Below are 13767 nucleotides of genomic sequence, written 5' to 3'. Positions count from 1 at the left end.
GGTTGCGCGTCACGTCCGGCCGGAAGAGGCGGGCGAATATATTCTCGGGTATACCTGCGCCAATGATGTTACGGCGCGCGACCTGCAGAAGAAAGACGGGCAGTGAACCCGCGCCAAGTCCTTCGATACCTTCTGCCCCCTAGGTCCCTTCATTGTCACCGCTTTTGCCCCCGGTGACTGCACGATTTCGCTTTATACCTCAACGGGGAACGGCGGCAGCATTCTTCCACCAAGGAACTCATCTTAGACGTTGCCTACCTAGTGAGCTTCATCTCGGCGGTAATGACCCTGCACCCTGAGAATGTCATCCTGACGGGAACCCCGAGCGGCGTTGGGCCCCTGAAACCGGGAGACAGCGTGGTGGTTGAACATCGAGGGAATCGGTAAGTTGCGAAACTACGTCGTCGCAGGGTGACAGAGGGGTACAAAATTTTGTTGACAACAGGGGGGGATGTGTTAAAATTGTGTTGATTGTGCCAAAGAAAAACTTTGCAAAGGGGGATGGGAACCAAGATGAAGGCTTTGGGTCGGCATGTTTTGGCCGAATTCTACGGCTGCGAATTTGACACGCTGAACGACATCAAACTAGTGGAAAAAATTATGGTCAATGCCGCACTCGAGGCAGGCGCAGAGGTTAGGGAGTTCGTCTTTCATAAGTTTAGCCCGCAAGGGGTAAGCGGTGTGGTGGTCATTTCGGAGTCCCACCTCGCGATTCATACGTGGCCGGAATTGGGCTACGCCGCGGTCGACGTCTTTACCTGTGGCGACAAGGTGGATCCCTGGGAGGCCTGCAACTACCTGACCCGTGGTTTCCGGGCTAAGCGGGTCCTCGCTAAGGAGCAAAAGCGAGGTCTTATTTTCGAGACTTCACCGCAGGCGGCCCAGGCAGTTTGAAGGAGGGGTGTTTATTAGTACGGGCCTAAGAGAATACCAGGAAGAAGCAGCGTATCAAGGTTAGGTTGGCCTTGCGAAGCGAAAGAGCGACGCAAGGCCGATTTGTTTTAAAAGGGGCTTTTTGCGGCAGGAAAAAGCACGCTGCGCGCGAATATAAGGTGTCGATGAGAAGGCGCTGACCGGATACGGTGGCCGTTTAACGTCGGCTAACGGAGGCAGGGAATTGAAAGACCTTAAATCGCTGCTGCCGCTCCGTCACGAACTGGCAGTGGTGCGAACAACGGTAGACGAAACGATTAGTAAAAGCGGGAGCCGGCTATCACCGCGGTTTTTGGAGAAAGAGGCGCTGGAGGACCACCTCCGTCCGGCGCGTGTTTTCCTCTCGGGCCGCCTTTGCGGCGCCCCGCCGGCCGCGCTTTTCCCGCTGGCGGCGACGGTGCAATTTATTTTTCTGGCCGGGGTCCTACACCGGAAAGCCAGTGCTGCTGACGCGAAAGACGACACGCTTAAGAACCTGATTCTGCTGGGTGATTACCTTTATAGCGCCTCTTTCCGCTTTCTGGCGGATGCTGCGCTGCAGCACCTGCTTATCCCGCTCGCGCAGGTCGTGCAGGCTGAGTGCGCCGTAGTTGCCGCCGCAGCGCCGGAGAGTCTGGAACTCTCGATAATAGAGAAAGAAGTAGCGCTCTTGATTGGCGAGTGCTGCCGCCTGCCGGGAACACTGGCCGACGCGCCCTTCACAGAAGAGTTGCATGATTTCGGGCTCAATCTCGGGATGCTCTACGGCCTGCTCCGGCGCGGCGCTTCCTTATCCCTGGCCACACCCTACCTTGCCGGGGCGCAGGCAGCGCTGGCGCGGCTACCGGCGCGCCCTGCCCGACACCACCTTGAAAAGTTATTGAATTTCATAGCCCGGGCGATTTTGGGCGTGGAGGCCGCTGCCACCCGGTAAGGGGCGATGGGGACGGAGGGAGACTTGATGGATATTCCGCAGGAATACAAGAAAAAGGAAGCTTACGTGCACGCGCTCTTCTCGCGCATTGCCCACCGTTACGACCTCCTGAATACCGTCTTGAGTTTTAACCGGGATAAGTACTGGCGACGCTTCGCCGTGGCCCAGTGCGGCCTGAAGCCCGGCGGCTACGGCCTCGACGTTTGCTGCGGTACGGGTATGTTTGCGCTGGAGCAGGCGAAAGTGGTGGGCCTCCAGGGACGGGTTGTGGGGGTTGACTTCTGCGAGGAGATGCTGGCCAAAGGGCGGGAGAATATCGCCCGCACCCCTTACAAGGATGTGATTGAGCTTGTTTGGGGTAACGCGATGAACCTGCCTTTCCCCGACGATACTTTCGATTGCGCCACCATCGGCTTTGCCCTCCGCAATGTTCCGGATATTACCCAGACGATTCGGGAAATGATGCGGGTGGTGCGGCCGGGGGGAAAGGTTGTGTCGTTGGAACTCGCTAAACCCCGGATACCGGGTTTCCGGGAGATTTACTACTTTTACTTTAACCAGCTGGTGCCGCTTATCGGACGCTTGGGCGTGGGTACCAGCGGCCTTTATAGCTACCTGCCCAACTCGCTGCGCGTTTTCCCGCACCAGGACGAGATTCGCGACATTTTCACGGCGGTGGGGCTGAAGGACGCCCACTATTTTGAGCTGACCGGTGGTATCGTGGCGGTGCACGTCGGGACAAAGCCGTAAAAACGGGGTGGTTTTTTGCGCTACCGGGATCTCCGGGAGTTTATCAAGGTTCTCGAAGAGCGCGGGGAGCTGAAGCGCATCATGGCGCCGGTGGATGCGGAGCTCGAGATTACCGAGATCACGGACCGCATCGTGAAGGCGGGCGGCCCGGCCCTTTTTTTTGAAAACGTTCGCGGCTACGAGATCCCTGTTGTTACCAACCTCTTCGGGACGCTCGCGCGCGTGAAATTGGCCCTCGGCACCGAGGACCTTGACGCGGTAGGGGAAGAGCTGTGCGCCCTCCTGCAACCCGAACTCCCGCAAGGCCTCTGGGACAAGCTGAAGGCGCTGCCGCGGCTGGCGGAGCTTTCTTCTTTTGTGCCGCGGCTGGTGCGTACCGGGCCTTGCAAGGAAGTGGTGGTAAAGGAGCCGGATCTCACCCGTTTTCCGGTCTTGAAGTGCTGGCCGGGGGACGCGGGGCGTTTCATCACCCTGCCCCTCGTCTTCACGAAGGACCCGGAGACGGGCCGGCGCAATGTTGGGATGTACCGGATGCAGGTCTTCGACGCCCGGACGACCGGGATGCACTGGCACATCCATAAGGACGGTGCCGCTCACTACCGCAAGGCGCGCGCGCAGGGCCGGAGGCTGCCGGTAGCGGTTGCCCTCGGCGCCGACCCGGCCACGATTTATGCGGCCACCGCGCCGCTGCCGCAGGGGATCGACGAACTGCTCTTCGCTGGCTTTCTGCGGAAGGAGGCGGTGGAGCTAGTCCGGTGCGAGACGGTCGACCTCGAGGTTCCGGCGCACGCAGAGATTGTCCTTGAGGGCTATGTCGACCCGGAGGAGCAGCGGCTCGAGGGTCCCTTCGGGGACCATACGGGCTACTACTCGCTGGCTGATTACTACCCGGTTTTTCACGTCACCTACATCACCCACCGGCGCAACCCCATCTACCCAGCCACGATCGTCGGGCGGCCGGTGATGGAGGACGCCTTCATCAGTAAAGCTACGGAACGGCTTTTCCTGCCACTCATCCGGTTGCAGCTTCCCGAGGTGGTCGATATCAACTTTCCGGTGGAGGGTGTGGTCCATAACTGCGTCGTGCTTTCGATTAATAAGGCTTATCCCGGACACGCGCGGAAGATCATCCACGCCGTTTGGGGAATGGGGCAGCTCGCCTTCAGTAAGTTAGTGATCGTGGTCGACGCGAACGTCAACGTGCAGGACATGAGTGAGGTCTGGTGGCGGGTCTTCAACAACATCGATCCCCGCCGGGACGTCATTCTTTCGGAAGGGCCGCTCGATGTGCTCGACCACGCGTCCCCCCGTTTCGCCTACGGGTCGAAGATGGGCATCGACGCTACGCGGAAGTGGCCAGGCGAGGGACACGAGCGGGAATGGCCGGAAGATGTTGTGATGAGCCCGGAGGTCAAGGCGCTAGTTGACCGGAGGTGGCCGGAGTATGGCTTTTAGTCAGGTTTTAAGTCCTTCGTGGCAAAAGTTTAAGATTTTCCTCGCGATGATCAAGTTTGAGCATACCATTTTCGCGCTTCCTTTTGCCTACATCGGGGCCTTCTTAACGGGAAAGAGGCTGCCCTCAGCGCACGACTTTTTCTGGATTACGGTCGCGATGGTGGGGGCTAGGACGGCGGCGATGTCGCTAAACCGGCTCATCGACCGGGAGATAGACGCGCGGAACCCCCGCACGGCCAACCGCGCGTTACCGCGGGGGCTACTTTCGGCTCGGGAGGTATGGGGGTACGTTTTTCTTTCTTGCGGCCTGCTGCTGGTGGCGGCGTGGCAGCTCAGTCCCCTGGCGCTCAAACTCTTCCCCCTCGCCGTTCTTATCCTTTGGTTTTACTCCTACACCAAGCGTTTTACCTGGGCGTGCCATTTCTACCTGGGCCTGACCCTGGCCCTTGCTCCTGTCGGCGCTTGGGTGGCGATCACCAACGGGTTTGCGCTGCCGCCGGTGCTCCTAGGTCTAGGAGTACTCTTCTGGGTCGCCGGCTTCGACATCGTTTATGCCTGTATGGATTACGACTTCGACCGGCGGGAGGGGATCTTTTCGCTGCCGGCCCGGTTCGGGATCGGGCCTGCGCTCTGGGTGGCGCGGGGCTGTCACGTTTTGGCGCCACTCTTTTTCGCCCTCACCGGGAAGGCGCTGGGGCTCGGCGCCCTGTACTGGACCGGAGTGGCCGTGGCCGTAGCGCTCCTTTTTTACGAGCACCGGCTGGTCCGGGCGGACGACCTATCCCGCGTGGGGATCGCCTTCTTTAACCTGAACGGCCTGCTTAGCACGGAGATGCTGGTCTTTACCCTGCTCGATATCCTTTGGTAGCCGAACGGAGGAATGGTTTTGGCCGAAATCTGGCAACTGGACGGGGCCCTAGGAGAAATAGCCGCCAAGGTTGCGGCAGGAGAGCGGCTGGAGCGGGAAGATGCGGTTGCGCTTTTCCGGTCGCCCGACCTGTTATCTGTAGGCCGTCTGGCCGCGCTGGCGAAGAGGCGGCGCCACGGTGACCGGGTCTACTTCGCCGTCAACCACCACCTTAACTATTCCAACGTCTGCGTTAATCGTTGCCGGTTTTGCGCTTTTAGCCGCGCTCCGGGCGAGGCGGGCGCCTACACCCTGTCGCTTGACGCGGTAGAGGCGAAGCTTTTCCGGATGAAAGAGCTTGGGGTGCGCGAGTTGCACATTGTCGGGGGACTTAACCCGGAGCTCGATCTCACCTACTTCGAAAAGTTGCTGCGACGGGCGCGAGAAATCCTGCCCGGCGTGACGCTAAAAGCGCTTACCGCTGTCGAGGTCGATTTTTTGGCGCGGCGCCACGGCTTGTCGGTAGCGGCAGTTTTGGAGCGCCTGAAGGAGGCGGGGCTTGACTGCCTGCCAGGGGGCGGCGCCGAAGTTTTTGCACCCCGGGTTCGCGAGCTCATCTGCCCGCGGAAGATTAGCGGCGACCAGTGGCTCGCTATCCACGCCACCGCCCACCGTCTCGGTATCCCGACGAACGCCACCCTGCTTTACGGGCACCTCGAAACGGTTGAGGAGCGGGTGGACCACCTGTTGGCCCTCCGCCGCTTGCAGGACGAAACAAGCGGCTTTCTGAGTTTTATACCCTTGGCCTTTCACCCCCGCAACACCGCGCTTGCGGAGCAGGTGCAGGAATGCCCCACGGGTTTCGACGATTTGAAGACCATCGCTGTAGCCCGGCTGCTTCTCGACAACTTTCCGCACGTTAAAGCCTACTGGGTAATGCTCGGCCCAAAAATCGCCCAGATTGCGCTCCACTTCGGTGCCGACGACCTCGAGGGGACGGTGGTGGAGGAAAAAATCACCCACAGCGCCGGGGCCGAAAGCCCTGAATGGCTGGCCCGGCAGGAGCTGGTGGAACTTATCAGGACGGCGGGCTACGTGCCTGTGGAGCGCGACGCCCTCTATAACACCGTGAGGGAGGGGTTTTAGTTTGCCGGTCCGGTTGGGGCAGGTCGATTACCTCAACTGCCTCCCTGTTTACTACCCGCTTGTAAAAAGGTTGGTTCCCTACGGCGTTCCCCTGGAGATTGTTAAGGGAGTGCCCACGTTTCTTAACCGGCTTTTCAGTGAGGGGCGGCTTGACGTAACGCCGCTTTCTTCCATCGAATACGCGCGCCGGCCTGGCGAAACGATTATCCTGCCGGGATTGTCGGTGGGTGCAGACGGGCGTGTGGAGAGCATTCTGCTCTTCAGTCGCCGGCCGCCGACAGAGCTCGAAGGGTGTACCATTGCCCTTACGGACGCCTCGGCTACTTCGGTGGTGCTGGTCCAGATACTTTTCGCTTACCACTACCAGGTAGAGGCGCGCTTCATCGTCCGACCGCCAAATCTGGAGGCAATGTTGCGGGAAGCGGAAGCCGCGCTCCTCATCGGCAATGACGCGCTGGTGACTGCGGCGCAGGTGCGGCAGCGGGGGCTGCCCTTGCAGGTTATTGATCTGGGCGCCGCGTGGAAGGAATTTACCGGGGAAATGATGGTTTACGCCCTCTGGACGGTCCGGCGGGAGTTTGCCGTAAACCACCCGGAAGAGACGGAGGCGCTGGTCCAGACCCTCGCCGCAGCGAAGGCTGAAGGGATGCGGCGTCTTGAGGAGCTTATCCAAGAAGCTAAACGAGCTACCGGGTTACCGGAAGAAGTTCTGCGCGACTATTTTGGCCTGATAAGGCATGATTTTGACGAAAGATACCAGCGAGGCTTGTTGTGTTTTTACGATTATGCCTATAAGCTAGGGCTGATTGAAGAACGGGTGAATAAGTTTAACATCTGGGGGGAGACCGTTGGCTAGTCCGGAGAAACTGCTTGCCAAGGCGGTGGCCGGCGAGCGCCTTTCCGAGGCGGAAGGAGTGCAACTTTACTACAAAGCCGACCTGTTGAGCCTCGGCCGGGCGGCGGACCTCATCCGGCGGCGGTTGCATCCCGAGGGCTACGTTACCTTCGTCATCGACCGGAATATCAACTACACGAACGTCTGCCAGTCGGGCTGTCTTTTCTGTGCCTTTTACCGGCGCGAAGACGACCCGGACGCATACGTCCTGAGCCACGACGAGATAATGAAGAAGATTGAGGAACTCGTGGCGCAGGGAGGGACGCAGGTGCTCATCCAGGGGGGGCTGCACCCGCGCCTGAACCTTGCCTACTTCACCAGCCTTTTCCGGGCGATCAAGGCGCGCTTCCCCGTGCACATCCACTCCCTCTCGCCGCCAGAAATCGTTCACCTTGCCCGGCTGGAAGGCTTACCGGTGCGTGAGGTGCTGGAGCGGCTTAAGGAGGCGGGCCTTGACTCCTTGCCAGGAGGGGGAGCGGAAATTCTGGTAAATAGGGTGCGCCGGATTGTAAGTCCGCGGAAGATAAGCTGGCAGGAGTGGGCGGCGGTGATGGTAACCGCCGCCAAATTAGGGCTCTTTGCCAGCGCGACGATGATGTTCGGAACGGTGGAAACTCCCGAAGAGCGGGTGCGGCACATTATCCGCATCCGGCAGATCCAAGACCAGACGGGAGGGTTTACCGCCTTCATCCCCTGGAGCTACCAGCCGGGGAACACAGCCCTGGGTGGGAGGACGCCGCCCGTGGTCGAATACCTGCGGGTGCTTGCGCTGGCGCGCGTGCTTCTCGACAACGTGCGGAATATCCAGGCTTCCTGGGTGACTCAGGGCGCGCGGGTGGGGCAGGTGGCCCTCGCCTTCGGGGCGAACGATTTCGGCGGCACAATGTTAGAAGAAAATGTGGTGCGGGCGGCGGGTGCCGCCTACCGCGTGCCGCAGAGCGAAATCCTCCGGGTGATCCGGGACGCCGGTTTTGTGCCGGCACAGCGGACGACCGATTACCGGATAATCAGAACATTTTGACGTTTGCGGTGCTGTAGGAGAGGCGCTTTGGCGCGGGGGTGGCGCTTTTTATAAAGATGTGGGGCCAATGGCCGGCGGCGAAGAGGAGGGAGAGAGTTGACAGCGGACAAGAATGCGGCACTGCGGCAACTGCCGGCGGTGGACGAGGTGCTCCGCTTCCCGGGAGTGCGCGATCTGCTCGCGGTTTACCCGCGGGGGGCGGTGGTAGAAGCGGTGCGCGGGGTGCTCGGCGGCCTGCGCGCGGCCCTGCTGCGCGGCGAGAGTGTGGACCTGCGACCGGAAGCGGTGGCGGCCGGGGTGGCGCAAGCCGTTCTGCCGAAACTGCGGCGGGTGGTTAACGCCACGGGGGTGGTCCTGCATACGAATTTAGGGCGGGCGGTGCTCTGCGACCGGGCGCTGCAGGCGATTGCGGCGGCGGGCGGCTACACCAATCTCGAATTCGACCTCAACCAGGGAAAACGGGGCGAGCGCTACGCGCTTGTGGAAGATATCCTTTGCCGCCTGACCGGCGCCGAGGCGGCCCTGGTGGTGAATAACAACGCCGCGGCGGTGCTCCTCGCCCTGAGCACCCTGGCCGCAGGGCGAGAGGTTATCGTCTCCCGCGGCCAGTTAGTGGAGATCGGGGGCTCCTTCCGCATTCCGGACGTGATGCGGCAGAGCGGGGCGATTCTCGTCGAGGTCGGGACCACGAACAAGACCTACCTTTCCGACTACCGCAACGCGATCACCGAGCGGACGGCCCTCCTGCTCCACGTGCACATGTCCAACTACCGGATTGTTGGCTTCACCCGCGAGGTCTCGCCTGCGGAACTGAGCGGTCTGGGGCGCGAACACGGCCTTCCCGTCATGTCCGACTTGGGTAGCGGCACCCTGGTTGATCTGCGGCGCTTCGGCTTGCCGTACGAGCCAACCGTTCAGGAGATCGTGGGCGCCGGAGTGGACGTGGTTACCTTCAGCGGCGACAAGCTCTTGGGAGGCCCGCAGGCCGGCATCATTGTCGGCCGCCGGGAGTATATTGCGCGGATGAAGAAGAACCCGTTGACCAGGGCGGTGCGCATCGACAAGCTCACCCTGGCGGCGCTGGAGGCTACGTTGCGCGAGTACCTGGACCCCCAGGAGGCCCTCACGACCATCCCGACGTTGCGGCTGCTGACGCGGCCCCTGGAGGAACTCAAAGCGCTTGCCGGGAGGCTTGCCGGTGAGCTATCGGCGGCGCTCGGCCCGGACGTTGCCGTTTGGGTTGATGAGAGCTGCTCCGAGGTGGGCGGGGGCGCGCTACCGACGGCTTTACCGCGCACGGCGTGCGTGTACCTCTCTTTTCCGGAGCTTGAGGCCGGGGAGGCTGCCCGGCGGCTCCTCCGGGCAGAGCCGCCCGTGGTGGCCCGTGTGGAGAGGGATGCGCTGGTCCTTGACCTGCGGACCATCGACCCGGCCGAATTCCCGTTGCTTACCGGCGCCTGCAGGACGCTGCTGCGGGGTGGTCCACAGTGAAATCGGTTACCATCGGCACGGCCGGGCATGTCGATCATGGCAAGACGGCGCTGGTCAAGGCCCTCACCGGAATCGATACCGACCGCCTCAAAGAAGAAAAGGAGCGGGGCATCTCGATCGAACTTGGGTTCGCCTACCTCGACCTGCCGAGCGGCATCAGAGCCGGTATCGTTGACGTTCCTGGGCACGAGCGCTTTATCAAAAACATGCTGGCGGGCGTAGGCGGCATCGACCTCGTGCTCCTCGTGATCGCGGCCGACGAGGGCGTGATGCCGCAGACCAGGGAGCACCTCGACATTATTCAGCTCCTTGGAGTCGCGCGCGGCGTGGTGGCGCTCACCAAGGTCGATCTTGTGGATGCCGAATGGCTGGAGCTGGTATTGGGAGAAGTCCGGGAGTACCTTGCCGGGACGGTGCTCGCGGCGGCGCCGGTGATTCCCGTTTCGGCGGTCACGGGAGAGGGTTTGGGGGAACTCGTCGCGGCGCTCGACCGCGCTGTTCAGGAGGTTCAGGAGCGACCCGCCGGGGGGCCGGTGCGGCTACCGATCGACCGGGTATTCACGGTCGCGGGCTTCGGGACGGTGGTGACCGGTACGCTGGTTTCCGGAACGATTAACGAAGGAGATACCTTGACCCTGCTGCCCCAGGGTATCAGCGGCCGCGTCCGCTCCTTACAAGTCCACAAGCAGAAGACGCGGAGCGCGCGGGCCGGCCAGCGGGTGGCGGTCAATTTGGCGGGGGTCGAGCGGGAGGCGGTGCAGCGGGGCAACGTTCTGGCCACCCCCGGCGCTTTCAGAGCTTCTCGTGTGCTTGACGCGCGGCTTTTCCTCCTGCCTGCGGCACGCCCGCTCAAGAACCGGGCGCGGGTCCGCTTTCACCTCGGTACGGCCGAGGTCATGGGGCGGGCGGTGCTCCTCGACCATGACGAACTGGCCCCGGGTGCCTCTGCGTACGCCCAGCTTCTCCTTGAGGAACCGGTGGTGGCGGACCGCCAGGACCGCTTTGTCCTGCGGTCTTTCTCCCCGCTGGAGACGATCGGTGGCGGCGTGGTTCTCGACCCGGCAGCCGAGCGCCACAAGCGTTTCCGACCCGAAGTACTCGACCGCCTGCGAACGATAGAGTCGGGTTCACCCGCCGAGAAGGTGCTCCAGCAATTAGGCGCCGCAGGGGTGCCGCGGGACATCGGTTTTCTAGCGGCGGCGACCGGTATGCTGCCGGAAGAGGTCACGCGCCAGGTACAGGAGCTTGCGGCTGCAGGCCGCGTGAAAGTTTTCTCGGTAGAAGATCAGCTTTTTGTTCTCGACGCCCGGTTTTACGATAAGCTTAAGCAGAAGATAGGGGAGATTCTCGGCGCCTACCACCGGGAGTTCCCGCTCCGCGAAGGCTATCCGAAGGAGGAGCTCCGGTCACGCCTCTTCCCCGATGTGCCCGGCCGCGTTTTCCAGACGCTACTGCAGGCGCTGGCCGACGACGGGCTGGTAGAGCTCCGGGGTCAAGCCGTCGCGCTAGCTGGCTTTGGCCGGGTGCTGCCGCCGGCGACGGAGCGCTTACTCGCGCAGTTAGCGGCGCTTTACCGGGAGGCGCGCTTTCAGCCGCCGAGCTGGGAAGAAGCGGCGGCCCGGGTCAAGCTTCCGCCGGAGGAGGCGGGGGAATATCTTGCCTACCTCCTCCGCAACAATACCCTAGTGAAAATCGGTGCGGACCTGATTTTTCACGCGGCGGCCTTACGGGAAGCGCAGGATTTGGTCGTGGCACTCCTGCAGCGACAGGGCGAGATCTCCGTTGCCGAGGTGCGCGACCTCCTAAAAACCTCCCGGAAGTTCGCCCTCCCGCTGCTTGAGTACTTCGACCAGAAGCGGGTGACACGGCGCGTAGGCGATAAAAGAGTCCTGCTTAAAAAATAGGGGAACAGCAATGGTACGTACCTTAACCATAACGGCCGGTACGGGGAGGTACCGGATCGAAGTGCTCGCTACGTTAACGGCGGAGGGCCTCATCGTTCAGATCCTCGGTGGGGAAAAGCCTCACGTGGGTGCGGTGGCCCTAGCGCTGCCGCGGCCGAGCCTCGGTGAACCCGGCAAACTCCGGGCCAGCACCACTGTCGTGCCCCTTTATGGCCACCGGGACGACGAGATCGCTCGCCCGGCGGCGGAAAAATTAGCCGTTACCTGCGCCCAACCGGTCGTGGTTGTGGCGGGCGTGCACATCGAAGCGGCCACCCGCGAAGAGATAGACCTACTGGTGGCGAACGTGAGCGAGGCGGTAAACGGCCTAGTGCGGCTTATAACTTAAGGTCTAGAAGCGCTTTTGAACTTAAACGCCCCCGGCGGGTTATTAAGTCCGTCCGGGGGCATAATATTATCGGCCGGATTGGGATAATAACAACGGCCTTAACTGGAGCTATATCATTCACGCCGGCAGGATCATCTGAAGCCGGCTTTTCCCCGCCTGCAGGCCTCCCTCCGCGGCCAGAGCGCGTCCCTGCTGCTTCGACCGGTTACACGCTACGCTTGTCCGGAGGGAGGCTTTAATAACCGGCAAGAAGCCCCGTTTTCTGCACTGTTTAATTTCCCTACCGGTCCTCCGTAACCCTGGATTTTGCTTTTTTCTTCGGGAGATACTAAATCCGGGCAAAATTGCGAAAAGAAACCGCTCTTTAAACCTATGGGTCATTATTATTCCACCTTACGCATATGCTTGTAGGGTGGTGATCAGGGAGAGGTTTCCGGTGAGTGGGGGTGAGAAGAATCCGGCTTAGGACTTGTTTCGTGGTTGATTTGCGGTTAACGAAAGCGGAGGGGGAGAACTGATGCGGGTGGCGATGCTTTCGTGAGAGTTCCCCCCGAAAACCGTAGGGGGACTGGCACAGCACGTCTACGATTTAACCGCGGCGCTTTCCGCCCGGGGCGTTGAGGTTTTGGTCTTTACCTGCGGTGCGCCGGGAGTACCGGAAGTTGAAGAGGTAAACGGGGCGAAGGTTTACCGGGTCCATCCCTACACACCTGGCACCCCCGACTTCGTTACCTGGGTCATGCAGTTTAATGTGGCCCTTCTCGAACGGGCCTTCCCCGCTATCGAGCGGGTGCGGGGTGTAAACGTGGTCCACGCCCACGACTGGCTCGTAGCCTGGGCGGCGCGGGCGCTCAAGCACGGACTGCGCGTGCCGTTAGTGGCCACGATCCACGCAACGGAGTTCGGCCGGCACAACGGACTACATAACGACCTCCAACGCTTTATCAGCAGTATCGAATGGTGGCTCTGCTACGAGGCCTGGAAGGTGATTGTCTGCAAGCCGCCACATGGAGGGTGAGCTCAAGTATATCTTCCAGGTGCCATCCGACAAGCTCGCGGTCATCCCCAACGGCGTAAACCCAGGAAATTACTTAGTGCGGCAGCCCCATCCACCGCGCGACTGGTTTGCTGCGCCGGACGAGAAGATCGTCTTTTATATCGGTCGCCTGGTGCGGGAAAAAGGCGTCCACGTCCTGCTTGCTGCGGCACCGCTGGTTCTCGCGCGGCACCCCCAGACGAAGTTTGTGATTGCGGGAAAGGGGCCCTACGAGCACGAGCTCCGGCAGTTTGCGGAGCGGTTAGGCATTGCGCACCGCGTCTACTTCACCGGCTACGTTGATGACGCCACCCGCAACGCGCTTTACAGCTGGGCGGCGGTCGCCGTTTTCCCCAGCCTCTACGAGCCTTTCGGCATCGTGGCGCTCGAGGCGATGGCGGCAAAGGTTCCGGTGGTCGTGACCGAGGCGGGGGGACTCGGGGAGATTGTGCAGGACGGGGTGAATGGACTCAAGTGCCCGCCGGATAATCCCCAGGCCTTGGCTGACAAGATTGTAGCGCTGCTTAGCCATCCGGAACCTGGCGGATACCTTGCGGACGCGGGCCTACCAGAGAATCCTTAGGGATTACAACTGGGTTGATATCGCCCGGCGGACCAGGGCCGTCTCTACGAGGAGGTTTGGTATGAGCGGCGGCGGGTCGACTGGCCCGACCCCTTCGCGGTCCGGCCACGGCCGGCGGGCAAGGTTTATCAACTTCTGGGACGTTACGCCTGACTTTGGGAGGGGGATATCTTGAAGGCGATCATTATGGCCGGCGGTGAGGGGTCCCGCCTGCGCCCTTTGACCTGCAACCGGCCTAAGCCGATGGTTCCTGTGGTCAACCGGCCGATTATGGCCTATTGCATCGACCTCTTGAAAAAATGCGGCATTCGGGAGATCGGTGTGACGCTCCGCTACCTACCCGAGGCGATTCAGGATTACTTCGGTGACGGCAGCGAATTTGGGGTCCGCCTGCACTACTTCATC

General features: G+C 61.4%; 14 protein-coding genes and 1 pseudogene. All 15 read left to right on the top strand.

Annotation, left to right across the window (positions count from 1 at the left end):
* Positions 1-415, top strand: a pseudogene (locus ACUVTA_RS02270) (fumarylacetoacetate hydrolase family protein); the annotation flags it as partial.
* A gap of 98 nt (positions 416-513) precedes the next feature.
* Complete coding sequence (gene speD / locus ACUVTA_RS02265) at positions 514-894, top strand: adenosylmethionine decarboxylase (protein WP_123926693.1); 381 nt, start codon at positions 514-516, stop codon at positions 892-894.
* 223 nt (positions 895-1117) lie between these two features.
* Positions 1118-1846 (top strand): hypothetical protein, encoded by a 729-nt coding sequence (locus ACUVTA_RS02260; protein ID WP_445951364.1) that lies wholly within the window; start codon positions 1118-1120, stop codon positions 1844-1846.
* A gap of 27 nt (positions 1847-1873) precedes the next feature.
* Positions 1874-2596 carry a demethylmenaquinone methyltransferase gene (locus tag ACUVTA_RS02255; RefSeq protein ID WP_445951363.1) on the top strand — a complete coding sequence of 241 codons (723 nt, stop codon included), beginning with the start codon at positions 1874-1876 and terminating at the stop codon, positions 2594-2596.
* Positions 2597-2611: 15 nt separating this feature from the next.
* Positions 2612-4051, top strand: a complete 1440-nt coding sequence (locus ACUVTA_RS02250; RefSeq protein ID WP_445951362.1) for a menaquinone biosynthesis decarboxylase — start codon at positions 2612-2614, stop codon at positions 4049-4051.
* Positions 4041-4919 carry a UbiA-like polyprenyltransferase gene (locus ACUVTA_RS02245; RefSeq protein ID WP_445951361.1) on the top strand — a complete coding sequence of 293 codons (879 nt, stop codon included), beginning with the start codon at positions 4041-4043 and terminating at the stop codon, positions 4917-4919. The genes ACUVTA_RS02250 and ACUVTA_RS02245 overlap by 11 nt, the downstream gene beginning before the upstream one ends.
* A gap of 18 nt (positions 4920-4937) precedes the next feature.
* Entirely contained in the window at positions 4938-6044 is a 1107-nt protein-coding gene (gene mqnE / locus ACUVTA_RS02240) for an aminofutalosine synthase MqnE (RefSeq protein ID WP_445951360.1), read from the top strand.
* A gap of 1 nt (position 6045) precedes the next feature.
* The gene (locus tag ACUVTA_RS02235; RefSeq protein ID WP_445951359.1) at positions 6046-6900 is read left to right on the top strand and encodes a menaquinone biosynthetic enzyme MqnA/MqnD family protein; all 855 of its coding nucleotides are present in this window, start codon (positions 6046-6048) and stop codon (positions 6898-6900) included.
* Positions 6893-7960, top strand: coding sequence for a cyclic dehypoxanthinyl futalosine synthase (gene mqnC / locus ACUVTA_RS02230; RefSeq protein ID WP_445951358.1), 1068 nt, complete (start codon positions 6893-6895; stop codon positions 7958-7960). The genes ACUVTA_RS02235 and mqnC overlap by 8 nt, the downstream gene beginning before the upstream one ends.
* 96 nt (positions 7961-8056) lie before the next feature.
* Positions 8057-9451, top strand: coding sequence for an L-seryl-tRNA(Sec) selenium transferase (selA, locus tag ACUVTA_RS02225; RefSeq protein ID WP_445951357.1), 1395 nt, complete (start codon positions 8057-8059; stop codon positions 9449-9451).
* Positions 9448-11355 (top strand): selenocysteine-specific translation elongation factor, encoded by a 1908-nt coding sequence (gene selB, locus ACUVTA_RS02220; RefSeq protein WP_445951356.1) that lies wholly within the window; start codon positions 9448-9450, stop codon positions 11353-11355. The genes selA and selB overlap by 4 nt, the downstream gene beginning before the upstream one ends.
* Positions 11356-11365: 10 nt before the next feature.
* Positions 11366-11743 carry a prenylated flavin chaperone LpdD gene (lpdD, locus tag ACUVTA_RS02215; RefSeq protein WP_445951355.1) on the top strand — a complete coding sequence of 126 codons (378 nt, stop codon included), beginning with the start codon at positions 11366-11368 and terminating at the stop codon, positions 11741-11743.
* A gap of 568 nt (positions 11744-12311) precedes the next feature.
* Positions 12312-12761, top strand: coding sequence for a glycosyltransferase (locus tag ACUVTA_RS02210; protein ID WP_445951369.1), 450 nt, complete (start codon positions 12312-12314; stop codon positions 12759-12761).
* Positions 12733-13362: a glycosyltransferase family 4 protein gene (locus ACUVTA_RS02205; RefSeq protein WP_445951354.1), complete on the top strand. Its 630-nt coding sequence runs from the start codon at positions 12733-12735 to the stop codon at positions 13360-13362. The genes ACUVTA_RS02210 and ACUVTA_RS02205 overlap by 29 nt, the downstream gene beginning before the upstream one ends.
* Positions 13363-13533: 171 nt before the next feature.
* The coding region (locus ACUVTA_RS02200) for a nucleotidyltransferase family protein (RefSeq protein WP_445951353.1) at positions 13534-13767 on the top strand (234 nt) is incomplete at its 3' end.

It is taken from the genome of Thermodesulfitimonas sp., from assembly GCF_052743955.1.
Note: the sequence above shows the minus strand (reverse complement) of the source record. Positions and strands in the feature narration are given on the sequence as shown.